Here is a 23,068-nt window from a genome sequence, read left to right on the forward strand (position 1 = left end):
CTGCACCCTAACAAAAACACCAACCAGTTGGTAGGTTTTAGTATGGCATTGGATCCCCTTCTCGTTCCCCTGCTGCGCGCCCACCGCCCCGGGCGCTCGTACGCCGCCTACGTCGAACGCGAGCCGGAACTCACCGAGATCCGCGACGAGACCGTCCCGCCGGACGGCTTCGGCGTGCGGATCTACCGCGACGCGCGCTCCCGGCTCCCCGGGGCGCTCGTGTACTACCACGGCGGCGGATGGACCTCCGGGACGCTGGACGGCCCCGACAACCGCTGCCGTGCGATCGCCGCGGGCGCCGGCGTCGTGGTGATCAGCGTGGACTACCGCCTCGCCCCCGGCTTCCCCTTCCCCATCCCGCTGGAGGACGCCTACCGCGCCTTGACCTGGGCGGTGGAGGAGGCCGATCGGCTCGGCTTCGACCCGGGCAGGATCGGCGTCGCCGGGGAGAGCGCGGGCGGCAACCTGGCCGCCGCCGTGGCGTTGCTCGCCCGCGAGCGAGGCGGGCCCCGGCTGCGCCTTCAGGTGCTGGAGATCCCCGCGCTCGACCTCACGCTGTCCTCGCCGTCGATCGCGGCCTACGGCGAGGGCTACGTGCTGTCGGCGGCGGCGTTGGCCGACCATGTGCGCGACTATCTCGGCGGGCGCGACCCCGCCGAGCCGCTGGCGTCCCCGCTGCTGGCCGGCGATCTGTCCGGCCTGCCGCCCGCGCTCGTCGCGGTCGCGGAGTGCGACCCGCTGGCCGACGACGGCGACCGCTACGCCCGCCGCCTGACGGAGGCGGGCGTGCCGGTGACCTTCCGGCGGTTCGCCGGGCAGGTCCACGGGTCGCAGTCGCTGACCGCGCTGCTGCCGACGGCCCGGGAATGGCGGGAGACGGTGGTCGCGGCGGTCCGCGATCACCTCACCGGCGAGCGGCCTGACGGCGGGTGAGCGCCAGGCGCTCGTCCTCCCGAGGGGCGTAGACGACGCCGCCGCCCGGTGAGTCGAAGGTCATCACCGGGCGGCGCGCGTCCCACTCCGGCCAGCCGGGGTCGCCGTCTGTCGCGAAACGCACCCACGCGGCGTGCATGTCGTCGGCCAGCGACTGCGGGCGGGCCGGACCGGCGATCGCCGCCGCGTCCGCGCTGTCCAGGGTGTCGAACACGAAGCAGACCTCCAGCCCGTGCGCCGCGCCGAGGCCGAGCACGGGCGAGCGCCAGGCGAACTCGTACATCCAGGTGCGCCCGGCTCGCGCGTCGGCCAGGTTGTTCTTGGGCACGCGCAGCATCAGGTCGGTCACCAGCGCGCCGAAGAGGTCGCCCGGAGAGGCGCCCGGACGGTTACGGCGGTAGAGCCGGAGCGTCCGCCGGGAGATGCCCAGTTTCAGCCGGGCGGCCAGCAGGTGCAGCCGGGTGATCTTGAGCTGGGTCGGCGCGATCCAGAGCCGGCACTCCTCGGTGGTGCAGCCGATCATGAGCGGGATGGAGGTCCCCGCCCCGGCCAGCAGTGCCTCCCCCGGGTCGGCCGGTACCGGTTCCTGGCCCACGACCGCGCCGAATCCCGGCCCGCCCGACAGTGCGGTGCCGCCCGCGACCCGTTTCTGGGAGGCCAGCAGTTCCTGCGGCGGCACGGCGGCGAAGGCCGCCCGCGTCCTGGCCACGCCGAGGTCGGCGGCCATCAGCTCGGTGATCCGTCCGGCGTCTCCGCCTCCGCCGGGGGCGACGGGTGCGCTCTGCACGATGGCCCCGGCCATGAGGGAGGCGGCCTCGGGGTGCGCCAGCAGGGCCGCGACCGACCCTCCGCCCGCCGACTGCCCGAACAGCGTCACCCTGGCGGGGTCGCCGCCGAACGCCGCGATGTTGTCCCGCACCCAGCGCAGCGCCGCCACCTGGTCGGCGAGCCCCAGATTGGCGGGGGCGTCGTCGAGGACGGAGAAGCCTTCGGCGCCGAGTCGGTAGTTGACCGACACCAGGACGACGCCGTCCCTGGCGAAGGCCCGCCCGTCATAGGTGGCGATCGCGTTGGAGCCCCGGGTGAGGCCTCCGCCGTACAGCCAGACCATGACCGGGCGGGCCTGGGCGTCGGCGGAGGTCCAGATGTTGAGGTTGAGGATCTCCTCGCCGGGGACGACGACGCCGGGCAGCACCTTCTCCAGTCCCCCGGTGTACGGCGGCTGCGGCGGGGTGGGGCCGAGGCGGGTCGTGTCGAGGACGCCGTCCCACGGGTCGTGCGGCCGGGGCGGGGCGAAGCGGCCTGCGCCGAACGGAGCCGCGGCGTACGGGATGCCGAGGAAGCGGCACACGCCGTCCTCCCGCACGCCGCGGACCTCGCCCGTGCTCGTCTTGACGATCACACGGCCTCCACCGCGGCCGCGCGGCGCTCGGCCAGTTGCTCGCTCGCCCGCGCGGCGACGGCGCGGGTGATCGGGTAGGCCGTGAACGCCAGCACGCCGACGATGCCGATCGCGGCCGGGACCATGCTCTGCGCCAGCAGGATGCCGTGCAGGGCCTCGCCGCTCTGCGTCACTCCCCCGGATCGGTAGCCGGTCAGCGCCAGCATGTACGCGACGAGGCCGCCGCCGAGGCCGCCGCCCGCCTTGCTGGCAAACGACACCATGGCCGACAGCGACCCCTCGGTGCGGAATCCGTGCTGCCACTCGGTGTAGTCGACCAGCTCGGCCAGCAGCAGCAGGTTGAGCGCCACCGCGCCGCCGAGGCCGAGTCCCGCGAAGGCGAAGCAGCCCAGGACGAGCGCGGACTGGGGCGGCACCGCGTAGACGAGCGCCAGACCGGCGATCACGACGCCCAGCCCGGCCAGGTAGGCCGGCTTGGTGCCGATCCGCCGGGCGAGCGCGGGAACGGCGATGGCCCCGGCCACCATGGGCGCCGCCATCACCAGCGCGACGACCGACATGAGGCTTTTGTCCCCGACGTAGTAGAGGAAGAAGTACGGCAACGCCGTGGTGAGCGCTCCGCTGGCGGCCTGGACGCAGACCTTGGCCAGCAGCAGGATCGGCACCGCGCGACCGGAGAAGAAGACCCGGCGCACGTCGGCCGGCCGGTAGCGCTCGGTCGAGACGGGCGTCACGCGCTCCCTGACGCCGAACGCCATGATCGCGACGAGCACGAATCCGACGACGGCGATCAGCGTGGCGTAGCTTATCCAGCCGCGGGTTCCGCCGCCGAGCGCGTCGACGAGCGGGAGGGTGAGGCCCGTGATGATCGCGGCGGCCAGCAGCCCGGTGAAGCCGCTGATCCCGGCCAGCTGGCCGCGCGTCTTGGGATCGTCGGACAGGGAGGGCAGCAGCGAGGTCATCGGGATCTGCATGAGGTCGAACACCACCCCCCAGAGCAGGTAGGCGATCCACGCGCCGACCAGCGCGCCGGGCAGCCAGGCGGGGGCGGCGTACACGGCGACGGCGCACAGCGCGCACAGGGCCGCGCCGAGGAGCACGTAGAGGCGGAACCTGCCCCATCTCGTCACCGGGAGGTGGTCGACGACGTACCCCATGACGGGGTCGCCGGCGCCGTCCACGAGCCTGGCCACCAGCAGCAGCGTGCCGACGGCGGCGGCGCCGACGCCGACCACGTCGGTGAGGTACAGCGTCAGGAATCCCGTGACGCCGCCCATCAGGGCGCCGCCGAACACGCCGGAGAAGAACGCGAGCTTCTCCCCGATTCCCGGCACGGCGCGTGTGGGCCGTACCGGGGGAAGGGTGGTGGGCGTGGTCATCCCCGGCTCGCCGTCCAGGCGGCGGACTGGGCCGCGATCAGGTCGCCGATGCCTCCCGCGTCGACGTTGAAGTCGAGTGTGTGCAGGCCGAGCGCGGCGTGGGAGCTCTTGAAGCGCTCGATGCCGTCGACCTGGAGCCAGTCGACCCGCCCCTTGCCGCCGGTCGCCGACGCGCAGCGCCCGCTCGCCAGTCCGGGGTAGGTGGCGAAGCCGGTGGCGTACGTCGGTGGCTTGTAGTCGCCGAACAGCAGGGTCAGCGCCCCGGACGGAGCCAGGATGGTGCCCTTCAGCAGTTGCCTCGTCGGCAGGTAGGGCCGCAGCGGGGTGGTCGCCGACTGCTGGCTCCCGGCCAGGATCGCCGATGGGTTCACGCAGAGCACCCGGTGGGCGGCGTCGGGCGCGCGGCCCAGCGCCGCGGCGTCGACGTCGGCGGCCTCCATGTCGTAGGCGGAGTAGGCGACGACGCAGCCGGTCGGGATCGGCGCCGCGGCGCTCGGCCGTTCACAGGCGGGAAGGTGCTGGAAGGTGGACACCGGATCGGCGCCTCCCCCGGCCGCCCCGTCGATCGGGACCTTGACGTCGCCGCCGAGGATGTAGGCCGACACGAGCCGGTCGGACCGGTCCGGCCTCCCGTCGAACTCCTCCCGCAGCAGTCTCATCACCCCTGCGGCGCCCTGGGAGTGGCCCAGGATGACGATGCCGCGCCGCACGCCGGTCACCGGGTCGGTGTTGTCGTTGTCCCAGTAGTGCGTGAAGGCTTGTTTGAGGTCCTGGTACCCGGTCTCGAAGTCGGCCGGCAGGCCGATGCCGCCGATGACGTACGAGGTGAGCGGGGCCTGCCGGTAGAGCGGGACGAACACCCTGCAGCGCGCCGACAGGCGTCCCACCTGGGTGAGCGTCACCCCCTTCTCCTCGTCCTCCGCCGTCGGCGGGGTGGACTCGGGGAGCAGGTTGACCGTGGGGTAGGCGTAGAAGCAGTCCACCGGGCGCTGCTGTGGCCGCTCGAAGGGCTCGGCGGCGGTGGTGCCGTCGAGGTTGACGACGGTGGCGTCGAGGCGGGTCGTCTCGCAGATGTCGCTCGCCATACCCGGCTTGCACAGCCAGACGGGCTGCTGCAGCGGCGCCACCAGGGAGGTCGCGGCTAACGTGAGGGCGGCGGTGAGGGACAGGACTCCATGCATGTGGCGCTCCCAAAAACCTACCAACTGATCGGTAGAGTTTACGTTAGAGTGACACCGGTCACAGCGTCAATGCGTCTTCGACCGCCGCCATGAGTTCGTGGTCGCCGCGGACCAGCTCGACCGCCCGGCGGACGGTGATCTCCCCGCTCAGCGTCCTGCCCAGATAGGGCACGAACTCCGGCCGGTGCCGGGCGATCACCTCGGTCACGGCCTCCAACCGGTCGCCGACCTGCTCCAGGGTGCTGTCCAGGGTCACCGGCACCGCCACCTCGGCGTACGGCACACGCCAGCGGTGACGCCCCGACCCGACGTCTACCCGCTCCCCGCCCGGCACGGTGACCAGCGCCGTGGTGTTGGGCGGCACCTCGACCTCCAGCACGAGCCACCCCGCCTCGATCGACCACGACGACTCCGCCGGGCCGTACGGCGTGCGCAGTCGCGCCCGCGCCCGGGTCAGGCCGCCGCCGGGCCGGGGGGCGACGGCGATCCTGCGGTAGCCGGGCTCGGCGGGGGCCAGCCCCGCGACGGTGCGGTGCAGCCAGTCGGCCACGGCGCCGAAGGCGTAGTGGTTGAAGGAGGTCATCTCGCCGGGGTTGACCGAGCCGTCGGGAAGCAGGCCGTCCCAGCGTTCCCAGACGGTGGTGGCGCCCATGGTGACGGCGTACAGCCAGGAGGGGCACTCCCGGCGCAGGAGGAGTTTGTAGGCGGCGTCGGGCCTGCCGCCCCCGGTCAGCGCGTCGCACAGCAGCGGGGTGCCGAGGAATCCGGTGGGCATCGCGTGACCGCCCGCCCGCACCAGGCTCGCCAGCCGCCGGACGGCGTGCTCCCGCTGGGCGGGCTCGGGCAGCAGGCCGAAGCAGAGGGCCAGCGCGTAGGCGGTGGGCGAGTCGCTCAGCACGCGGCCGGTGGCGGTGACGTACTCGGCCGCGAACGCCCGCCGTACCTCGGCGGCGAGTCCGGCGTAGTGGTCGTGGTCCGCCGTGCGGCCGAGCACTTCGGCGGCCTGGGCGACCAGGTCGGCCGAGCGGGCGAGGTAGGCCGTCGCCACGAGTTCGGCGGGGGTCCTGGTCTCGTGCGGGCGTTCGGGGGGCGCGCTCGGGTCCAGCCAGTCGCCGATCTGGAACCCGGTGTTCCACAGGCGGCCGGGACCTGCGAGCCCGGCGACGAGGTCCACCCAGCGGCGCATGCCGTCGAAGCGCGCCGCCAGGATCCCGGCGTCGCCGTACCGCTGGTAGAGCACCCAGGGGACGACCACCACGGCGTCGCTCCAGCCCGCGACCGGGGTCAGCGCCGGGTCGCCCAGCACGTTGGGCACCACCACGGGGACCGCGCCGTCGGCGGTCTGCTCGGCCGCGAGGTCGGCGAGCCAGGAGGACAGCACGCCCGCGCTGCCGTACAGGAAGGTGCCGGTGGGGGCGAAGACCTGCAGGTCGCCGGTCCAGCCCAGGCGCTCGTCGCGCTGCGGGCAGTCGGTGGGCACGTCGACGAAGTTGCCGCGCATGCCCCAGACGACGTTCTCGTGCAGGCGGTTCACCAGCGGGTCGGAGCAGTCGAACCAGCCGGTGCGCTCCATGTCGGAGTGGCAGACCACGGCCAGGGTCCGAGTGACGGGGCCTTCGACGGAGGCGTAGCGGAAGCCGTGGAAGGTGAAGCGCGGCTCCCAGGTCTCCTCGCCCTCGCCCCGCAGGACGTAGACGTCGGCGGCCTCGGCGGTGCGCAGCAGCCGGGTGCACAGCTCGCCGTCCTCCTGGATCTCGGCGTGCCTGAGCACCACCCGCTCCCCCGCCGCGCCCTCGGCCGTCACCCGCAGGCGGCCCACGAGGTTCTGCCCGAAGTCGAGGATCGTCGCCCCGGACGGGGAGGTGAGCGTGGCGACGGGCGCGAGGATCTCGGTACGGCGGACCGGCGGGCCGGTCGGGGCGGTGAGCACGGACAGATCCCGGTCGAGGACGTCGACATCGTCATACACGGCGCGGTGGCCGGGGGACGACCAGCCCGGACGCTCCAGGCGGGCGTCGTGGGTCTCGCCCTCGTAGATGCCGGACGACACGACCGGCCCGCTCGCCGCCTGCCAGGAGCCGTCCGTGACGACCCGGTCGGTCCGGCCGTCGGCGTAGCGGAGCTCCAGTTGGGCCAGCAGGGCGAGCCGGTCGCCGTAGATGTACTTGCGTCCGCCGCCGAAGCCCAGGCGGCCCCGGTACCAGCCGTCGCCCAGGAGCGCGCCGATCGCGTTGCGGCCTTCGGTGAGCAGGGCTGTGACGTCGAAGGTCTGGTAGCGGAGCCGCCTGCCGTAGCTGGTCCAGCCGGGGGCCAGGACGTGGTCGCCGACCACCGTGCCGTTGATCTCCGCCTCGTAGACGCCCAGCGCGGTCGCGTACAGCCGGGCCCGGGTCAGGCCGGGCCGCACGTCGAACTCCGTGCGCAGCAGCCGGCCGCCGCCGACGAAGCGCGCCGACCAGTCGTCCGGGGACAGCAGCCCGGCCTCGACCTGGCAGACCTCGCTCCACCTGGACCGCTCGCCGTCCTGCCCGGTCACCCGCACCCGCACGGCCACCCGCTCCCGCGAGGCGAGCGGGGCGAACGGCCACGGCACCAGGACCGAGTCGGCCGACTCCACCCGGATCCGCTTCCCTCGCGCCTGGACCTCGTACGCGGACTGCGTCCAGCCTCGCCTGCCGGTCTCCGTGGTCCAGGACAGCCTGGGGCGGCTCACCCCGATACCGAAGGGGTCGTCGAGATGCTCCATCCTGATCCGGGTCACTTTCATGATTTTCCTTACTTAGTTGTTAGTAAGTAATCTAGGCTGGGGCCATGGCACAGAACAGGGTCTCGGCACGGGGAGCACGTCGCCGGGAGGAGATCGTGGCGGTCGCCGCCGAGCTGTTCGCACGTGGCGGATTTCGCGGCACCGGCATGACCGAGATCGCCGAGCTGGTCGGCATCACCGAGCCCGGGCTGCTCTACCACTTCCGCAACAAGGAAGGGCTGCTGCGGGCCGTCATCGAGTGGCGCGACCACAGGAGCCAGGAGTTCGCCAGGGACGTCGCCTCGCTCGGCGGCCTGAGCACCATCCGCGAGATGCCGGCCTTCGCCCACCGCAACCAGGAGGAGCCCGGCCTGACCAGGCTGTTCGCCGTCCTGCTCGCGGAGAACCTGGACTCCGGCGCCCCCGCCCACGACTTCTTCGTGCGGCGCTACCGGGAGATGCGCGACCTGGTGGCCGGCTCGATCCTCGTCGGCCAGGAGCGCGGCGAGATCCGCCCCGAGGTCGACCCCCGCCTCAAGGCGGTCGAGATCCTCGCCACCCTGGACGGCATCTCCACCCAGTGGCTGCTCGACCCGGCGAGCGTCGACCTCGTCGAGAGCATCGAGACCTACGCCAGGACCCTGGAGCGGGACCTGGCCCGAGCGGAGGACTGACCCGTGCACCTCGACCCGCCCGTCCGCCGGATCTTCGCCGAGCTGGCCGCGAACGCCCCGGCCACCCCGCCCGCCGACATGGCCGAGTTACGCCGGCGAGCGGCGGCCACGCTGCTGTCGGTCGCCCCCGAGCCCGATCCCGGCGTGGCGGTGTCGCACCACCGCGTGCCCGTCCCCGGCGGGGAGATCACGGTCAGGATCCTGCGGCCCGCCGACCTGCCCGGCCCGGCGCCGGTGTACCTGTTCCTGCACGGCGGCGGCTGGGTGCACGGCGACCTGGACACCGGCGATGTGGAGTGCGGCCCGATGGCGAGCCTGGTGCCCTGCGTGGTGGTCTCGGTCGACTACCGGCTCGCGCCCGAGCACCCCTTCCCCACTCCGTTGGAGGACTGCCTCGCCGCCTACGCCTGGCTCCTCGCCCAGGCCCCCGGCCTGGACGCCGATCCCGCCAGGATCGCGGTCGGCGGCACCAGCGCCGGCGCCAACCTGGCCGCGGCCCTGTGCCTCGCGGCCAGAGACCGCGGCCTGCCCCTCCCCGTGCTGCAGTACCTCGACGTCCCCGCTCTCGACCTCACCCCCGAGTCCGCCCTGGGGGCGAGCGGCGGCCCCCTCACCGCCGCCGCCGTCCAGGAGTTCGCCTCCCTCTACGTCGGCGACGGCGACCCCCGCCACCCCTACGCCTCGCCGCTGCACGCCACCGACCTGTCGGGGCTGCCACCCGCGGTCGTCGTGGTCTCCGAGCACGACCCGCTCCGCGACCACGGCGAGCGCTATCTGGTACGGCTACACGAGGCGGACGTCCCTGCGGCCGGGCTGCGCGTCCTGGCCCATACTCACGGCAGTTGGCTGACCCCCGGCACGGTCACCTCCGCCATGGTGCGAGAACTACGCGCCGCGGCGCTGCGCGTCGCCTTCACCGACCGGCTCCCCTGAGGCCATCGGCCGGCTTCCGGTCGCTTCGCCAGGCGGCGCATCGAGTGGTTCGGGGCTACGGGGCAGACCGCTGGTCGGCCCCGTAAGCCCCGAAGGTTACTGGCCGAGGTCGAAGACCGTCAGGACTGCCGCGTGGTCCGACGTCCAGGCGTTGTCCTTGTGGTTCGGGATGGGCGTGGGCGTGCCCTCGACCACCGCGGCCGAGCTCCTGACCGTCAGGCCGCCCTTGTAGTGGATGAAGTCGATGCGGTCCTGCGGCTCGGGTTCGCCCTTGTGGGAGTCCTGGCCGTAGCCGCCGGTGAAGGTGGTGTAGATCGGGGACCAGGTGACGCCGGGCTCAGCGGCCGGGTCGGGGTGGGCGACGCGGAAGGAGTCCTTCAGTCCGGCCTGCTCGGGCACGACCGAGGTGGGCCAGGCCACCGAGTCGTAGCCGCACTTCTTGGTGGCGGGCGTCCAGTCGAGGTGCGAGGGGGCGTTGAAGTCACCCATCAGCAGGACGGGGGTGCGGTCGGCGGCGGCCAGGTCGCCCGACATCGCCGCGATGACCTTCTTGATCTGCCCGGTACGGCCGGACTTGGCCTCCTTCGCCATGAGCTGCTCGAAGGAGTCCTTGCCGAAGCAGGCGTCGTAGGGCCCGTAGGGCGTGTAGCCGAGGTGGACGTTCCACACCGACACCTCGCGGTCGCGCCGCTCGTCCGTGCTGACCTTCACGTACGAGCCGGGCATACCGGACTCCGACGGCAGGGGGCCGCGCCCGGTGATCGGATAGCGGCTGATGAAGCCGAGGTCGGCGCCGGCCTGGTAGTAGTCCCAGCCGAGCGCCTCGCCGAGGTCCTTGGCGGAGGTGCCGCTGCTCTCCTGGAAGCCGACGACGTCGACGTCGCGATCGAGCAGGAACTTCAGCTGCTTCTCCCGGCCGCCGCGCACCTGGCTGCCGCCGTGCCACAGGTTCCAGCTCATCGTCTTCAGCTCAGACACCAGCGGCGCGCCGGCTGGCCTGACCTTGACGCTGACCTCGGCGGTCACGCTCTCACCCGTGGCGCCCTCGGCCTCGACCACGGCGGTGGCCGTCTTGGCCGACGCGGAGGCGGGCGGGGTGCCGGTGATCGAGCCGTCCTGGCCGACCTGCAGCCACTCGGCGCCGCTGACCTTGCGGAAGCCGGTCGCCTCACCGCGTACGAGGCCCTTGACGGTGGCGGAGTAGGAGCTCTTGGCGCGGGCGTTGCGCAGCGGGATCGAGGGGGTGACGAAGCGGAGCGGCTCGCTGCTCACGATCTTCAGCTTGGCGGGCTGGGCGAGCCAGGCGTAGCCGTCCTTGGCCAGCGCGTAGGCGACGTAGTTGCCCGGCTCCAGGCCAGCCGTGTCGATCTTGGCGGTGCCGCTGCCTCCGGGGATGTACGTCCACTTCAGCGAGGCGCCGACGTACTTCTCGTTGACGGGGCCGTTGCCCGGGTCGCTGTAGAGGCCGATCCAGTTCTTCGGGTCGGGCGTCGGGGTGACGTAGCTGAAGGTGATCGGGTCGTTGGCCTTCACCGAGGTGGAGTCGGGAGTCAGCGTGCCGCCGGGTGCGGCGGACGCTGCTGCGGGCGTCGCGGTGAGGGCCAGTGCCGCGAGGGCGGCGACAGCGAGGCGCATGGGGGGCTCCTTGTTCGTAGTTGAGCGATAGAAGCGTTCCACGCGCAAGTAACGACAAAACGTACGCTGTCTGACTTTTCCGTAGATGTCTGAAACTGCCAGGCTTGTATAGACAAGTGCGCACAATCCGTAGACGCCAGGGCCTTCACATAGGGCCTCAGAGCATCACGAAGCTCAGGCGTCGATGCCTCGTCTCGCGAGATCGGCCGCGATGCCGTCCAGGACACCGGCAAGGCCCGAGGCGAACAGGGCGTCGAGGTCCCAGGGGTCGGCGCCTGCGCGCATCGCGGAGGCGAGCCGGGGATACGCCCCAGGTGCGAAAAGCGGATTCTGTGTGTGGTCCGAGGCGTTCGCGCCCTGCTTCGATTGACGCTCCGCCTCCACATCGCTGACGAAGGTCAGTGCCACGCCTTGCACGTAGGAGGCGAACATGAAGATGTACCGGAAAGCATCGGCAGGTTCGAGGCCGAGCCCGTCGAATGAGGAGAAGGTGCTTTCGCTGTCCGCCGCGAGCGCCGGGCTGAAGTGCGCGCGGGTTGTCACCACGACCCTCGGCAGGATCCATGGGTGGCGGTGGTACAGGTCCCAGTCACGGTACGCGGCGCGTTCGAGGCCGTGACGCCAGTCCCGCGGAGCCGAGTCGGGCAGGGGTATGTCGGCCATCGCGGATTCCACCATCAGCGCCACGAGGTCGTCCTTGGACGCCACATGCCGGTACAGGGACATGGTGCCGGTGCCGAGGTTCGTCGCGACCCGGCGCATCGACAGCGCGTCGAGCCCCTCCGCGTCCGCGATGGCGATCCCGGCTCGCACGATGCGCTCGACGGTGAGATGCGGCGCGCTGCCATCGCCCTCCGGGGCGTCGGCCGGCGTTTCCGTCCTGCGCGCCCGATACGCCCTTGCCTGGCACGCGCGGGAACAGTAGAGCCTCGGCCGCCCCCGATCCCCGGGCTCCAGCGACTTCCCACACGACGCGCACTCCGGTTGCACCGACATCACCACTCTCCTTTTCGTCACACCATCAGGTTGTGTCGAAATTCTAGCTCGCTGGAGGAACGGATGCGCAGACCTGGATAGAAACCGTGTTGCATCGGGTCAGCGTGTATGCGTATCGTGTACGCGTTCTCGCGTACAAAGTACGCACCCGGGCGGTCAATTCCGCCCGGTCGGCACGACTCAGGAACAGAAGGCATGACTGAAGAAGACAGAAGAGCCGGAGCCAGGGAGTGGGTCGGGCTCGCCGTCCTGGTACTGCCCTGCGTACTGGCGTCCATGGATATGTCCGTTATGTTCGTCGCGCTCCCGTCCTTGACGGCCGACCTCAAACCGAGCAGCTCCGAACTGCTGTGGATCATGGACGCCTACGGCTTCCTCCTCGCCGGCATGCTCATCACGATGGGCACACTCGGTGACCGGATCGGACGGCGGCGGGTGCTGCTCGCAGGCGCCGCGGCCTTCGGCGTCGCCTCGGTTCTGGCGGCCTACTCGACCAGCTCCGTGGCGCTCATCACGGCCCGGGTGCTTCTGGGCATCGCCGGAGCCTCGCTGGCCCCGTCCACTCTCGCCCTGATCCGGAACATGTTCCACGACGCCAGGCAGCGGGCCGCCGCGGTCGGCGTGTGGACGGCGGGCTTCGCGGGCGGCGCCGTACTCGGCCCCATCATCGGCGGTCTGCTGCTGGAGCACTTCTGGTGGGGATCGGTCTTCCTGATCAACGTGCCCGTGATGATCCTGCTGCTGGTCCTCGGGCCGCTGCTGCTCCCCGAATACCGCGACCCCAAGCCGGGCCGTTTCGACCTGCTCGGTGCCAGACTGTCCCTCGCGGCCGTGATCGGCGTCATCTACGGCATCAAGCTGATGGCGGAGCACGGTTTCGGGTGGATTCCCCTGGCGTACTGCGTCGCCGGAATCGCCCTGGGGGCGGCGTTCATTCGCCGCCAGCGGGTGGCGGCGAACCCGATGATCGACATCGCGCTGTTCCGCACCCGCCGGTTCAACCTGCCCCTGCTGATCGACGCGCTGGCGACGTTCACGCTGGTCGGCTTCTCCCTGTTCAACTGGCAGTTCATGCAACTCGTGCTGGGCATGAGCCCGTTCGAGTCGGCGCTGTGGTCCCTGCCCACCTTCCTCGTGATGCCCCTGGGCATCGCCCTGGCCACCACGATCGCACCCCGCATCGGCAAACCCCAGGTGATGGCCGTCGGGCTGCTCGTGGCGGCCGCCGGGTACGTCATGCTGTCCCTGATCCAGGCCGACTCGGGAGTCATCTACCTCGTCAGCGCCATGACGGTCGTCGCGATCGGCATCGGCGGAGTCTCCGCCGTGGTCACCGACGTGATCCTGTCCGCCGCACCGCCGGAGCGGGCCGGGATGGCCTCCGCCATGGCCGAGACCTCGGCCGAGTTCGGCGGGGCGCTGGGCATCGCGGTCCTGGGCAGCATCGGCACCGCCGTCTACCGTTCGGAACTGGCGGCCAAGGCCCCCGACGCCCTCACCCCCAAGGAGCTGGAGGCGGCGCGGAACACCCTCGGCGGCGCCGTCGACACCGCCGCGCCCCTCCCGCAGAGCACCGCCGAAGCCCTGCGGGACGTGGCCTTCGACGCCTTCGCGCGAGAGACCCGGATCGCCGCGGTGGTCAGTGTCGTCCTGACGGCGGGCGCGGCCATCCTCGTCGCCACCCTGCTCCGCGACGCACGCATCCGGCCCGGATCCGAAACCCCGGAATCCGCAGCAGAGGACCAAGCGAGTGACCTGACCCGGCTGGGATGACCAGATGTGAAAGGGGCCCTCATACCGCGCTCGCCATGGCTTGCACGATCTCGTCCACGTGGGCGCGCGTCGCGTGCGGGTTCAGCAAGGTGAGCTTCAGATGGACCCGGCCGGCCAGCTCGGTCCGGCCCACCAGGGCCACGCCTTCCCGCAGCAGCTTCCGCCGCAACTCGGCGTTCGCGTGGTCCGTGCCCCGGACGCGAAAGACGACGGTGGTCAGCACGGGAGACGCGATGAGTTCCAGTTTGGGATGCGAACCGATACGTTCGGCCGCGTAGCGGGCGAGATCATGACAGTGGTCCACCATGGCGCCGAGGCCGCCACGACCGAGCGCCCGCAGCGTCACCAGCATCTTGACGCAGTCCGGGCGTCTGGTGGTGCGCATCGAGGAGCCGAGCAACCCCACATAGCCCGCCTCCTCGTCGTCTTCAGGGTTGAGGTAGGCGGCCCGCCGCTCAAGGGAGACAAGCGCCGCTTTCTCCCGAACCAGGAAGACCCCCGCCGCGGCCGGTACCCAGCCGAGCTTGTGCATGTCGATGGAGATCGAGTCCGCGGCGTCCAGCCCGTCCAGCAACGGAGCGAGCCGGTCGGAGCACAGCGCCATGCCGCCGTAGGCCGCGTCCACGTGGGTCCACGCGCCGTGGCGCCGGGCGAGGGCGATCACCTGGCGGAGCGGGTCGATGCTGCCGAAGTCCGTGGTTCCCGCGGTGGCGACCACGGCGACAGGGATGCCGCCCTCCGCCGCGCACCGGTCAAGCTCGCCTTCCAGAGCGCGAACGTCCATCCGCTGCCGGGCATCGACGGCGACCGGCCGTACCGCGCTCTCCCCCAGTCCGAGCAGAGCCGCGGCCCGCTGGATTGAGAAGTGCGCCAGCTCTGAGCAGTAGATCCGAGCGTCGCGCGCGGCACTCACCGCCCCGTGCGAGCGGCCCAGCGCCCGGTCGCGGGCGAGCATGAGCCCCATGAGGTTGGACTCGCTGCCGCCGGTGGTCACCGTCCCCGATGCCCGCCCGTCGTAACCGGCCAGCTCCGCCAGCGCGCCGATGAGCTCCCGTTCGAGGGTGACGGCGGCCGGCGCCTGATCCCAGGAGTCCAGCGAGGGATTGAGCATCGACACCGCCAAGTCGGCGGCGACGGCCACGGGGAGTGGAGGGCAGTGCAGGTGGGCGGCGCACCGGGGATCCGCAGGGTCGGCGGCGCCGTACGCGAGGATGTGGCTGATCGTTTCCAGCGCCTCCGGCGCGCCCGTGCCGGCCTGGGGCAGCGGCTCCCCGAGCTGCTGCCTCACCCACCGCGCCAGTTCATCGGGCTCACCAGCGGGAACCGGACCCCCGCGTTCGGCGGCGCCCTTCGCCAGGGCGTCCAGCACATGGCCGATGAGAATCCGCATCGAGTCGGTCATGACTTCCACGTTGAGCCATGAAAGCGGCCAAGAGGATGGCGGACCGAACGAAGAACCTTTTTCAGAGTTGTCATATCGACCAAACCTGCTCAATCCTTGGCCAAGATCGCGAACGAGTCGCGGATCAGGGACAGGAGCTGTCCACCGGCCTTCGCCTCATCCATGGCGGTCCGCCGATCGGACGTCAGGGCGGTGACGACGTATGTTCTGCCCGCGGCCGAGCGAGCGAGGAAGCCCATCGCCAGCACGCCGGGTTCCGAGCCGCCCTTGAACCACACCGCGGGCCAGCTGTTCCGGTCCAAGCCGAGCCCGGCGTCACTGGCGGACATCACTTGGTGGAGCTGCTCGCCGTTCATCCTAGAGAGGCCCGCGTAGGCACGGCACACGTCCAAGGGGGAGGCGAACCACTCCACTGTGTCGATGTGCCGGGGCTCGCGCCACTCCTTCACCCCCGCGAACACCTCTTCAAGAGGCGTCGCGGCGACGGTCTTGTCGAGGTAGTCGCGCCGCCGCTCCCCTTTCAGGGCGACGTACGCGTCGGCGAGCCGCGGGTAGCGTGCCGCCTTCAGCAGGGCGAACTCCCGCGTGGTGAGGAACGGCAGGTTCAGCGCGGCGTGGTCGGACCACTTCCGCGCCTGGGCCTCGACCGCTGGGCGACCGACCTTGTCGATGAGCAGATCGGTGCCCGCGTTGTCACTGATGGAGATCATCAGCTTGGCCGCCTCCTGGACCGGCACAGTGCTGCCGACGGGCCTCTGGTAGAGGTCACCCGGCGGGATTCTCATCTGGGACGTGATCGTGAGTGGTGTGTCCCAGGACAGCTTTCCCGCACGGATGCTCTCCACGACGGCGCCGAGCACGTACAGCTTGAAGATCGATCCGATGGGCCGGGGTGTGGCTGCTTTGACGGCATGGATGGTACGGCAGGCGCCTTCAGAGGTGATCTCGGCGGCCAGGAAGCCCACGTCCGGGGCCACCGCCTGCAGGCGAGTGCCGACCTCGGCCCAGCTCACGGGAGGCGGGACGGTGGATGGCCGCTCGGCTCCTTGTCCCGAGCCCGTACAGGCCGTGACGGCAAGGGCCATGGCCGTGAGCGAGATCAGCGCGCGCGTCGATCTCGAAGGGAGATACACAAAGACTCCTCATGAGTGTTGGCGAGTCGCCGGCAGGTGAGCACGTCTGGGAAACGCTGACTACGCAGTCTCAGCTCAGGCCTTCTCGCCTATCGGCCTGGCGGGGTGGCCAGCGGCCCGGTGCCCGTGAGCCGGGCGCGGGCCTCCTCCATGGCCGAGTCGCGCCCGTCGCCGAGCTCCTCGTCGGTGAAGACCGGGGTACGGATGTGAGGCGGGAGGCCGGCGCCTTCGAAGGTCCGCCCGGCGCGGGTGCGGTAGTCCTCGTTGGACAGCCCGAACTGCCAGCCGTTGGGCAGCCGCCGGCCCAGGATGTCGGAGAAGGCGCCCTGGGTGTGACCGCCGATCCTGATCGGCTCGGGCTTGCGGTCCATGAGCGCCATGGTGAAGGTCTCGCCGGCGCTGACGGTCATGTCGCTGGTCAGGACGGCGACGGGACCGTCGTAGATCGGGGCGCGGGCCGGCCGGACCGTGACCGTCGCCGGCGGGCTGAAGCGGTCCGGGTCGCCGGGGTGGTTGCGGGCCCGTTTCGTGTAGGCGGTGTAGGGCCTGTGGGTCAGGCGGGAGGCGATCCGCAGGCCGAGATCGTCGTATCCGCCGGTGTTGTAGCGCACGTCGATGATGAGCCCGCGCAGGTCGCGTGTGCGCGACCGGGTGAACACGGTGTCAAGCGCCCGATCCAGCTGGGCCCGCTCTTCGGCCAAGGTTCCCTTCTCGCCGGCGTACCCCCCGAAGCCGGTGACTCGCAGGTAGCCCAAGCCGCCGGGCAGGTCGGCGTAGCCCAGCTCCCCGTTCCCCCAGGCGCGCATCGGGACACCCAGGTACGCGGCGAGGGCCTTGTCAATCCTGGGCTTCAGCTCATCGCCCATCGGCAGCCTGGTGCCGGGGCGCCTGCCGATGAAGAAGTGCCGCTCGTCCCAGCCGAGGCTGGTGTGAGCGTCGCCGAGTGGTTTGATCATGTCGCTCAGGATCTTGAACAGGCGCTCGTCGCTGGTGCGAGAGTTCACCTTCGGCCGGTAACGGTCCCGTGCCGCCCGCCAGTCGACCCCTTTGGCCGCGAAGCTCAGGTAGTTCTCGTCGAAGGTCTTCCAGAAGACGTCGAACGACGTCACGGGGTCCTTGGACGTGGGACGCGAGCAGCGCGCGGGCAGCGCGCGCAGCCTCAGCAAGCCCTTGTCCGCCACATCGCCCATGTAGCGGGCTCGCGCGCGATCACGCCCCTCGGCCCATACGGTCAGCATGGCCACGCCGCCGTCGCCGAACGTCACCGCCCCGTCGCGGGCCGCCCCGAGCCGCTTCATCGGGTCCCCAGCAGGCAGGCAGCTGATCTCCGTGATCTGGTACGACCGAAGGCGCCCGTCCTCGATCGACAGGACCATGCCGTAGCCGTCCGTCTTCCAGACGCCGTCCAGCGCTCCGGGCGACGCGGCGCCGGCGGGCCCCGCGAACGCCGTGGTGACCGTGGCCGCCAGTACTGCGGTCGCCATCAGCGCCGCCGTTCTCGTTGTGATCTGCATAGCCACGACGCTATTGACGGCGACGGCGCCAGGCATCGCCCCGTAGCGCGGTCTCGACCTCGTGCCGGGGGCGTAGGCCGCCCGCTGAAACCGAGACTTTGTGTGTTACTCGATGTAAGACGTTCGTCTAGGGACTCCGTCCCGCGCGGTCACTCCGCCGGCGGGAGAAGGTCCGCGTCGTGGACGAGGATCGCCGCCTGAACCCGGTTGGACAGGCCGAGCTTGGCAAGAGAGTGGCTGACGTGCGCTTTGACGGTCGCCTCGCTCATCGTGAGCAGGTGGCCGATCTCCGCGTTGGAAAGGCCCTGGCTGAGCGCCCTCAGGACCTGTCGCTCGCGATAGGTCAGCACGGACAGCCGCTTGCGCGCCCCAGCCGCCCGTGACGGCCCCTTCTCGGCGAACGAGCTGATCAGCCGTTTGGTGACGGTGGGCGAGAGCATGGCGTTGCCGGCGGCCACCGTGCGTACGGCCGTGGCGAAGTCTCGCGGAGGCGTGTCCTTGAGCAGAAAGCCGACCGCGCCCGCACGCAACGCCAGGTGCACGTACTCGTCCAGGTCGAAGGTCGTCAGCATGATCACCTTGGGTACCTGAGGTGACCTGCCGATCTCTGCGGCGGCGGTGAGACCGTCCACGCCTGGCATGCGGACGTCCATCAGGACGACGTCGGGGGCGAGCCTGGCCACCGCGCTGATCGCGCCGGCGCCATCGCACTCCTCGCCCACCACCGCGATGTCGCCGGTGGCCTCCAGAATCATGCGAAGACCCGACCGGACGAGAATCTCGTCGTCGACGATCAAGACGCGGATCATGCTCGTTCCTCCACCGGCTCAGACGCGGACAAGTGCTCGGCGTGCACCAGGTGCGCGTGACCCGCCGGCAGCCGGGCCAGCGTCCTGAAACCGCCGCCGGGAAGTGGGCCGGCCTGGAATTCGCCGCCCGCCAGCTTGACTCGCTCCCCCAACCCCGTCAATCCCAGTCCAGCTCCCGGGAGCGGTTCAGCGGGCGCTGTGGAGGGGCCGTTGTCCACCAGGACCTCCAGGACGCCGGGAAGGTAGCGCACGAAGACGTCAGCGGAGGTGTCACCGGCATGCTTGTGGACGTTGGTCAGCGCCTCCTGGACGACCCGGTAGGCGGTCCGCTCCACCATGGCGGGCAGCGGATGGGGGGTCCCCTCGTCGTGTCGACGGATGGAGATGCCAAGCGCCCGCGACTGGTCGATGAGCCGGTCGAGGTCCGCCAGCATGGGCTGCGGAGCGAAGGGGATGGCGGCGTCATCCGCGCCGGTGTCGGCGCCGGCCGCGGTGCCTGCATGCGGCGAGCGCAGGACTCCGAGCACCTCCCGCAGGTTGACGAGCGCCTCACGCCCGAGGTCCTGGATCAAGGCCGCGGCCTGTGCGCTGCGCTCGTCGGAGGTTCCGACCTCCAGGGCACCGGCGTGCAGGACCATCAGGGACACCCGGTGCGCGACGATGTCGTGCATCTCGCGTGCGATCCTGGTGCGTTCCTGCGCCCGGGCGCGGTCGGTGCGAGCCCGCTGCTCATGTTCGAGGCGTTCGGCGCGGTCTCGCAGCGCCGAGATCACCTGCCTACGTGCGTTCACCCACAGCCCCGCCACCAGCGGCAGCGCCACCAGCAGCGCGAGGGGCAGGACGTAGGCCTCCCAGTCCTCGGTCACGGCGTGGTGGGATTGACGGACCGTCACGCCAAGCACCATCGAGACCGCCATGATGGCCAGGGCCGACAGGGCGTAGGCGACGACGTCGGCCCGGCGTCGCAGGCTCAGGCCGGCGTAGTAGGAGGCGGCGAGGACGGCAGGCCACAGGTGGAACGCCGCCCAGCCCACCGTCGCCAGCACGAACAGTGGCCATCTGAAACGCCGTACGAACCCTGCGGCGACCGCTGATGCGGCCGCCAGCAGAACAAGCCCCCAGTCCTCGGACAACGAGGGCGTCTCCAGGGCGCCGTCGATCGAAATCCATGAGAGGAAGAAGACCGCCGAACCGCGCGCCCAGGGCCCGGTTAGCTGGATCAGCCGGTTGATCTGCCTCAGCACACGGTCGGGGATCAGGGCCGCCTTGCCGTACTCCACGATGCGAGCCTAGAGCGCCCTCGCGGGGCGCGCCCTCGACGATCGTCGAGGCTGCCCCCCTACGAAAGTAGGGGGTTAGATCTGCGGCACCCGCAACGCGGATCCGGTGCGCCCGATCGGCGTCAGCGTCCGAGCAGCGGACCGTACTCGGCCCACACCCGGGCGTTGATCGAGGCGTGCTTCGGGGCGAAGCGGGTGTAGAACTCCTTGCCGCACTCCAGGTCCTCCAGTGCCGCCTTGATCTCCCGATCCAGGTACGGCCTGGCCTGCGCCGGAGTGAGGTCTGGCCAGGCATTGCCCAACTTGTCGGGGCCCAGCTCCTCTGCCTGGTCCATGAATGCGGTCTCCCCTCTCTTGGCCAGCGCCATCGGCGTGGTCGAGGGCACCCGCCGCCCCTTGCCGACGAGGCAGTCGGCGAAACCCGAGGCGCGGTCGACCAGCTCGGAGTCGCCATCGATCTCGGCGGCTTCCAGTTCTCCTCTGGCCTCCTGCAGGAGTCCGACTGCGTCCATTCGCGTGCTCACCTCCTTGCCGAGCACCTCCTTGGCTGCCTTCCAGCCACAGTTATCCAGCTTCTCGTTGTAGGAATCGAGCTGAGCGCCGCTCAGCTTCCTTGTGACCGCCACGTTCGGGTCCTTGTCATGAAGGGCTTGGGCACTTTCGATGCTGCCGCTCAAGGGATCCATCGGGTAGGCGAACTGGGCGAACACCCCGAACCCATACTTATTGCGGTAGGTCTTCATGGCCTCGTACGTGCTCAGATCGGGCTCCGGCCGCTGTGGCTGGACGAAGGCGAGGTATCTGAAGCCGCTCTGCTTCATGCAGTCGGCCTTGATCTGCTCCATCCTGGGCCGCGGATCTGCTGACCTCTGCGCAGGGACGGGAGCGGCGGCCTGTTCGGCGGCGCACCCCGATATGAGGGCAAGCGAAAGCAACCACATGACACGTCGCATGAAATCTCCAGATCAGTCGGACGCGCGCATGCGCGACCCGCGCGGCACGACGGCCGCGAACGAGAGCGAGGAGCGCCAGCAGCCCTCAGCGGGCCAGGTCCTGGCGTGATGGGTCGATCAGTTGCTCACCTGATCCGAAAATCGAAACACATCGGCTCGCTGATTTGCGTTGATCTTCTCAGCACGGCCACCAAGATACTACGTTAAACGTAGTTTTGGTACTGGTCGCCCTCGACGACCGCCCTCACATGGTCTGCGCAGCCCGCTCCCTGATGACCTGGGCACCAGGGCGATCGTCGAGAAGCCGGTGATCGGCACAGCCTTCTGCGGCTGATGCTCACGCCGTAGATCGTGATGTCGCTGGTCAGGCCGGCGCGGTGTAGCGCCTCACTTCCTGCGGGGCTGGCTGAAGCGCAGCATGTTGCCGGAGGGGTCGCGGAAGGCGCAGTCGCGGACGCCGTACGGCTGGTCGACCGGCTCCTGAAGCACCTCGCCACCCGCGGCGCGGATGCGCTCGAAGGTGGCGTCGCAGTCGTCGGTCATGAAGATGACGCCGCGCAGCAGGCCCTTCGCCAGCAGTTCCGCCATGGCCTCCTTGTCGGCGGGCGAGGCGTTCGGGTCCGCGAGGGGCGGTTCGAGGACGATGTCCACCTCGGGCTGCGACGGCGCGCCGACGGTCACCCAGCGCATCCCCTCGAACCCGACGTCGTTGCGCACCTCCAGGCCGAGAACGTCCCGGTAGAAGGGGAGCGCCTTGTCGTGGTCGTCGACGGCGATGAAGCACTGCGAAAGTTTGATGTCCATGCGCTCCACGCTACGAGCGGGGGGCTGGTTTCGCTTCTCCGTTCCTGACCGGTCGCGTGTGGATCTTGGCGACGCAGGCCGGGATCGCGGCGCCCTCGTCATGGCTGCGGGCCCGGTATGCGCTCGGGCTCTCGCCGACCAGCTCGGTGAACCGCGAGCTGAACGACCCCAGCGATGTACAGCCGACCGCGAAGCAGACCTCGGTCACCGTCAGGTCACCCCGCCGCAGCAGCGCCTTGGCCCGCTCGATCCGGCGCGTCATCAGGTAGCTGTACGGCGTCTCCCCGAAGGCGGCGCGAAAGCTGCGGGAGAAATGGCCCGCCGACATGAAGGCGCCGCGCGCCAACGCCGGAACGTCGAGCGGCTCCGCGTATTCGCGGTCCATCAGGTCACGGGCCCGGCGCAGCCGGACGAGGTCCTCCAACGTCACACGACCACCATCCCACAGCGCCGGCCGCGGCCTCCTCCCGCATCCATGCCCGAGTTGGTTCCCGCCTCGCCTCTGACGCCGACTGTTCTGCCTCATGCCCAGAGCGAGGGCGTCAGACGACGGCGAGCGCCTTGGTGATGTTCCACTCGGCCAGGTCCAGCATCCATTGCCGGCCCGGGAAGTCGGTGTCCGCGATCCGCAGCGGACCCTCGATCAGCGACAGCACCTGCGCGTACCGGTAGAGCTCCAACCTGTGCGGGTCGAGATCGACCGGACGCAGCACCGGGTACGCGTCGCCGAAGCGCATCCGCAGCCAGGCGTGTTCCCACTCGACGTCGAAGTACGCCAAGCCCTCGAAATCAATCACGACGGGTTCGCCGGCAGGCGTGACGAGTATGTGATCCGGTCCGAGTTCGCCGTGTACCAGTCCGTATGTCTCGCGTGCCGTAACGGTGCTGCGAAGGAGGCGCACATGTCCCGCGATCCGGTCATGTGCGTTCGCCAGCCGGGCGTCGCGGGTCGCCGCGGCGTCGAGGTGGCCGAGCGCCCGGTCCACGATGACGTCCTCGGTGCGCCGGGTCTGGGGCGCTTCGCCGCGGGTGATGGCGGCGAGCTTGCCGTACTTCGGGCTGAGGGTGGTGTGCATGCGGCGCAAGGCGTCACCGAGCATGGACAGCGGGGTGGCAGCCGCGGCCGGGTCGTGTTCCATCAACCTTTCGAGCGTCACCGCCCCGACGTCCTCGACCAGTGCGACGTCGGCGTCGAGGTGGCGGTTGTCGCGGTCGAGCATCAGCAGCCGCGGGATCCGCACGCCTGCGGCGGCGAGGGCCGCGTGGTTGGTGGCGAACAGTTCCGCGCCCGACGCGTCGGTGAACGGGTCGTCCGGTACGGTCGGCGACGGCGGCCAGTAGTTCTCGCCGGTCGCCCATACATAGAGGATCGCTGTCGTCTCGTCGTCCAGACGGAGCCGGTAGACGCCCTTCTTGCTGCCTCCGGCCAGCCGGTCCAGTGCGGTGAGCCGCCGGTCGGCGCCGAACTGCTCCGCCACCAAGTCGCGCGCATCGTCCGGCCGCAGGAACGCCCGTGTCATG

19 protein-coding genes are annotated in these 23,068 nt (G+C 70.6%); 4 read left to right on the top strand and 15 right to left on the bottom strand.

Annotation, left to right across the window (positions count from 1 at the left end):
• Positions 1-42: 42 nt before the first annotated feature.
• Entirely contained in the window at positions 43-933 is an 891-nt protein-coding gene (locus ABZ911_RS33225) for an alpha/beta hydrolase (protein ID WP_358065036.1), read from the top strand.
• Here ABZ911_RS33225 and ABZ911_RS33230 read toward each other — a convergent pair.
• The 4 genes from ABZ911_RS33230 to ABZ911_RS33245 are packed head-to-tail and all read right to left on the bottom strand — an operon-like array spanning position 905 to position 7,662.
• Complete coding sequence (locus ABZ911_RS33230) at positions 905-2,335, bottom strand: carboxylesterase family protein (RefSeq protein ID WP_358065039.1); 1,431 nt, start codon at positions 2,333-2,335, stop codon at positions 905-907. The genes ABZ911_RS33225 and ABZ911_RS33230 overlap by 29 nt on opposite strands.
• Positions 2,332-3,714 (bottom strand): glycoside-pentoside-hexuronide (GPH):cation symporter, encoded by a 1,383-nt coding sequence (locus ABZ911_RS33235; RefSeq protein WP_358065042.1) that lies wholly within the window; start codon positions 3,712-3,714, stop codon positions 2,332-2,334. Before ABZ911_RS33235 ends, ABZ911_RS33230 begins: the two co-directional genes overlap by 4 nt.
• Complete coding sequence (locus tag ABZ911_RS33240) at positions 3,711-4,895, bottom strand: DUF3089 domain-containing protein (protein WP_358065045.1); 1,185 nt, start codon at positions 4,893-4,895, stop codon at positions 3,711-3,713. Before ABZ911_RS33240 ends, ABZ911_RS33235 begins: the two co-directional genes overlap by 4 nt.
• A 58-nt stretch (positions 4,896-4,953) precedes the next feature.
• Positions 4,954-7,662 carry a glycoside hydrolase family 78 protein gene (locus ABZ911_RS33245; protein WP_358065048.1) on the bottom strand — a complete coding sequence of 903 codons (2,709 nt, stop codon included), beginning with the start codon at positions 7,660-7,662 and terminating at the stop codon, positions 4,954-4,956.
• A gap of 44 nt (positions 7,663-7,706) precedes the next feature.
• On the opposite strand from ABZ911_RS33245, the gene ABZ911_RS33250 reads away from it, so the two are divergent.
• Both ABZ911_RS33250 and ABZ911_RS33255 read left to right on the top strand, forming a co-directional pair.
• On the top strand, positions 7,707-8,315 hold the full coding sequence (locus tag ABZ911_RS33250) for a TetR/AcrR family transcriptional regulator (protein ID WP_358065051.1): 609 nt from the start codon (positions 7,707-7,709) through the stop codon (positions 8,313-8,315).
• A gap of 3 nt (positions 8,316-8,318) precedes the next feature.
• Complete coding sequence (locus tag ABZ911_RS33255) at positions 8,319-9,248, top strand: alpha/beta hydrolase (protein ID WP_358065054.1); 930 nt, start codon at positions 8,319-8,321, stop codon at positions 9,246-9,248.
• A 96-nt stretch (positions 9,249-9,344) separates the two neighbouring features.
• Here ABZ911_RS33255 and ABZ911_RS33260 read toward each other — a convergent pair whose 3' ends face one another.
• Positions 9,345-10,883 carry an endonuclease/exonuclease/phosphatase family protein gene (locus ABZ911_RS33260; protein WP_358065057.1) on the bottom strand — a complete coding sequence of 513 codons (1,539 nt, stop codon included), beginning with the start codon at positions 10,881-10,883 and terminating at the stop codon, positions 9,345-9,347.
• Between the two features lie 174 nt (positions 10,884-11,057).
• Positions 11,058-11,879: a TetR/AcrR family transcriptional regulator gene (locus ABZ911_RS33265; RefSeq protein ID WP_358065060.1), complete on the bottom strand. Its 822-nt coding sequence runs from the start codon at positions 11,877-11,879 to the stop codon at positions 11,058-11,060.
• Positions 11,880-12,074: 195 nt separating this feature from the next.
• On the opposite strand from ABZ911_RS33265, the gene ABZ911_RS33270 reads away from it, so the two are divergent.
• Entirely contained in the window at positions 12,075-13,652 is a 1,578-nt protein-coding gene (locus tag ABZ911_RS33270; protein WP_358065063.1) for an MFS transporter, read from the top strand.
• A gap of 19 nt (positions 13,653-13,671) precedes the next feature.
• Here the strand turns inward: ABZ911_RS33270 and ABZ911_RS33275 are convergent, their stop codons facing one another.
• The 9 genes from ABZ911_RS33275 to ABZ911_RS33315 all read right to left on the bottom strand — a co-directional run bounded on the left by ABZ911_RS33275 (position 13,672) and on the right by ABZ911_RS33315 (position 23,067).
• Positions 13,672-15,054: an aminotransferase class V-fold PLP-dependent enzyme gene (locus ABZ911_RS33275; RefSeq protein WP_358065066.1), complete on the bottom strand. Its 1,383-nt coding sequence runs from the start codon at positions 15,052-15,054 to the stop codon at positions 13,672-13,674.
• 89 nt (positions 15,055-15,143) lie between these two features.
• Positions 15,144-16,067: a serine hydrolase gene (locus ABZ911_RS33280; RefSeq protein ID WP_358065069.1), complete on the bottom strand. Its 924-nt coding sequence runs from the start codon at positions 16,065-16,067 to the stop codon at positions 15,144-15,146.
• Between the two features lie 209 nt (positions 16,068-16,276).
• Positions 16,277-17,701, bottom strand: coding sequence for a S41 family peptidase (locus tag ABZ911_RS33285; RefSeq protein ID WP_358065072.1), 1,425 nt, complete (start codon positions 17,699-17,701; stop codon positions 16,277-16,279).
• Between the two features lie 149 nt (positions 17,702-17,850).
• A complete protein-coding gene (locus ABZ911_RS33290) occupies positions 17,851-18,510 on the bottom strand; it encodes a response regulator transcription factor (RefSeq protein ID WP_358065075.1) in 660 nt (219 codons plus the stop codon).
• Positions 18,507-19,790: a histidine kinase gene (locus tag ABZ911_RS33295; protein ID WP_358065078.1), complete on the bottom strand. Its 1,284-nt coding sequence runs from the start codon at positions 19,788-19,790 to the stop codon at positions 18,507-18,509. Before ABZ911_RS33295 ends, ABZ911_RS33290 begins: the two co-directional genes overlap by 4 nt.
• A gap of 122 nt (positions 19,791-19,912) precedes the next feature.
• Positions 19,913-20,743, bottom strand: a complete 831-nt coding sequence (locus ABZ911_RS33300; RefSeq protein WP_358065081.1) for a hypothetical protein — start codon at positions 20,741-20,743, stop codon at positions 19,913-19,915.
• 387 nt (positions 20,744-21,130) lie between these two features.
• Positions 21,131-21,547 carry a VOC family protein gene (locus ABZ911_RS33305; protein ID WP_358065084.1) on the bottom strand — a complete coding sequence of 139 codons (417 nt, stop codon included), beginning with the start codon at positions 21,545-21,547 and terminating at the stop codon, positions 21,131-21,133.
• Between the two features lie 10 nt (positions 21,548-21,557).
• A complete protein-coding gene (locus ABZ911_RS33310) occupies positions 21,558-21,932 on the bottom strand; it encodes a helix-turn-helix transcriptional regulator (RefSeq protein ID WP_358065132.1) in 375 nt (124 codons plus the stop codon).
• 157 nt (positions 21,933-22,089) lie between these two features.
• Entirely contained in the window at positions 22,090-23,067 is a 978-nt protein-coding gene (locus ABZ911_RS33315; protein ID WP_358065087.1) for a phosphotransferase, read from the bottom strand.
• Between the last annotated feature and the right edge of the window lies 1 nt (position 23,068).

Source organism: Nonomuraea sp. NPDC046570, from assembly GCF_040645915.1.
Taxonomy (GTDB): Bacteria; Actinomycetota; Actinomycetes; order Streptosporangiales; family Streptosporangiaceae; genus Nonomuraea.

Bases quoted from the DNA above. Each gene is read 5' to 3' on its own strand.
- ABZ911_RS33245 (WP_358065048.1), bottom strand. From the start codon at position 7,662: ATGAAAGTGACCCGGATCAGGATGGAGCATCTCGACGACCCCTTCGGT.
- ABZ911_RS33310 (WP_358065132.1), bottom strand. From the start codon at position 21,932: ATGGACCGCGAATACGCGGAGCCGCTCGACGTTCCGGCGTTGGCGCGC.
- ABZ911_RS33250 (WP_358065051.1), top strand. From the start codon at position 7,707: ATGGCACAGAACAGGGTCTCGGCACGGGGAGCACGTCGCCGGGAGGAG.
- ABZ911_RS33270 (WP_358065063.1), top strand. From the start codon at position 12,075: ATGACTGAAGAAGACAGAAGAGCCGGAGCCAGGGAGTGGGTCGGGCTC.
- ABZ911_RS33290 (WP_358065075.1), bottom strand. From the start codon at position 18,510: ATGATCCGCGTCTTGATCGTCGACGACGAGATTCTCGTCCGGTCGGGT.
- ABZ911_RS33225 (WP_358065036.1), top strand. From the start codon at position 43: ATGGCATTGGATCCCCTTCTCGTTCCCCTGCTGCGCGCCCACCGCCCC.
- ABZ911_RS33285 (WP_358065072.1), bottom strand. From the start codon at position 17,701: ATGCAGATCACAACGAGAACGGCGGCGCTGATGGCGACCGCAGTACTG.
- ABZ911_RS33240 (WP_358065045.1), bottom strand. From the start codon at position 4,895: ATGCATGGAGTCCTGTCCCTCACCGCCGCCCTCACGTTAGCCGCGACC.
- ABZ911_RS33235 (WP_358065042.1), bottom strand. From the start codon at position 3,714: ATGACCACGCCCACCACCCTTCCCCCGGTACGGCCCACACGCGCCGTG.
- ABZ911_RS33275 (WP_358065066.1), bottom strand. From the start codon at position 15,054: ATGACCGACTCGATGCGGATTCTCATCGGCCATGTGCTGGACGCCCTG.
- ABZ911_RS33305 (WP_358065084.1), bottom strand. From the start codon at position 21,547: ATGGACATCAAACTTTCGCAGTGCTTCATCGCCGTCGACGACCACGAC.
- ABZ911_RS33315 (WP_358065087.1), bottom strand. From the start codon at position 23,067: ATGACACGGGCGTTCCTGCGGCCGGACGATGCGCGCGACTTGGTGGCG.
- ABZ911_RS33300 (WP_358065081.1), bottom strand. From the start codon at position 20,743: ATGCGACGTGTCATGTGGTTGCTTTCGCTTGCCCTCATATCGGGGTGC.
- ABZ911_RS33260 (WP_358065057.1), bottom strand. From the start codon at position 10,883: ATGCGCCTCGCTGTCGCCGCCCTCGCGGCACTGGCCCTCACCGCGACG.
- ABZ911_RS33265 (WP_358065060.1), bottom strand. From the start codon at position 11,879: ATGTCGGTGCAACCGGAGTGCGCGTCGTGTGGGAAGTCGCTGGAGCCC.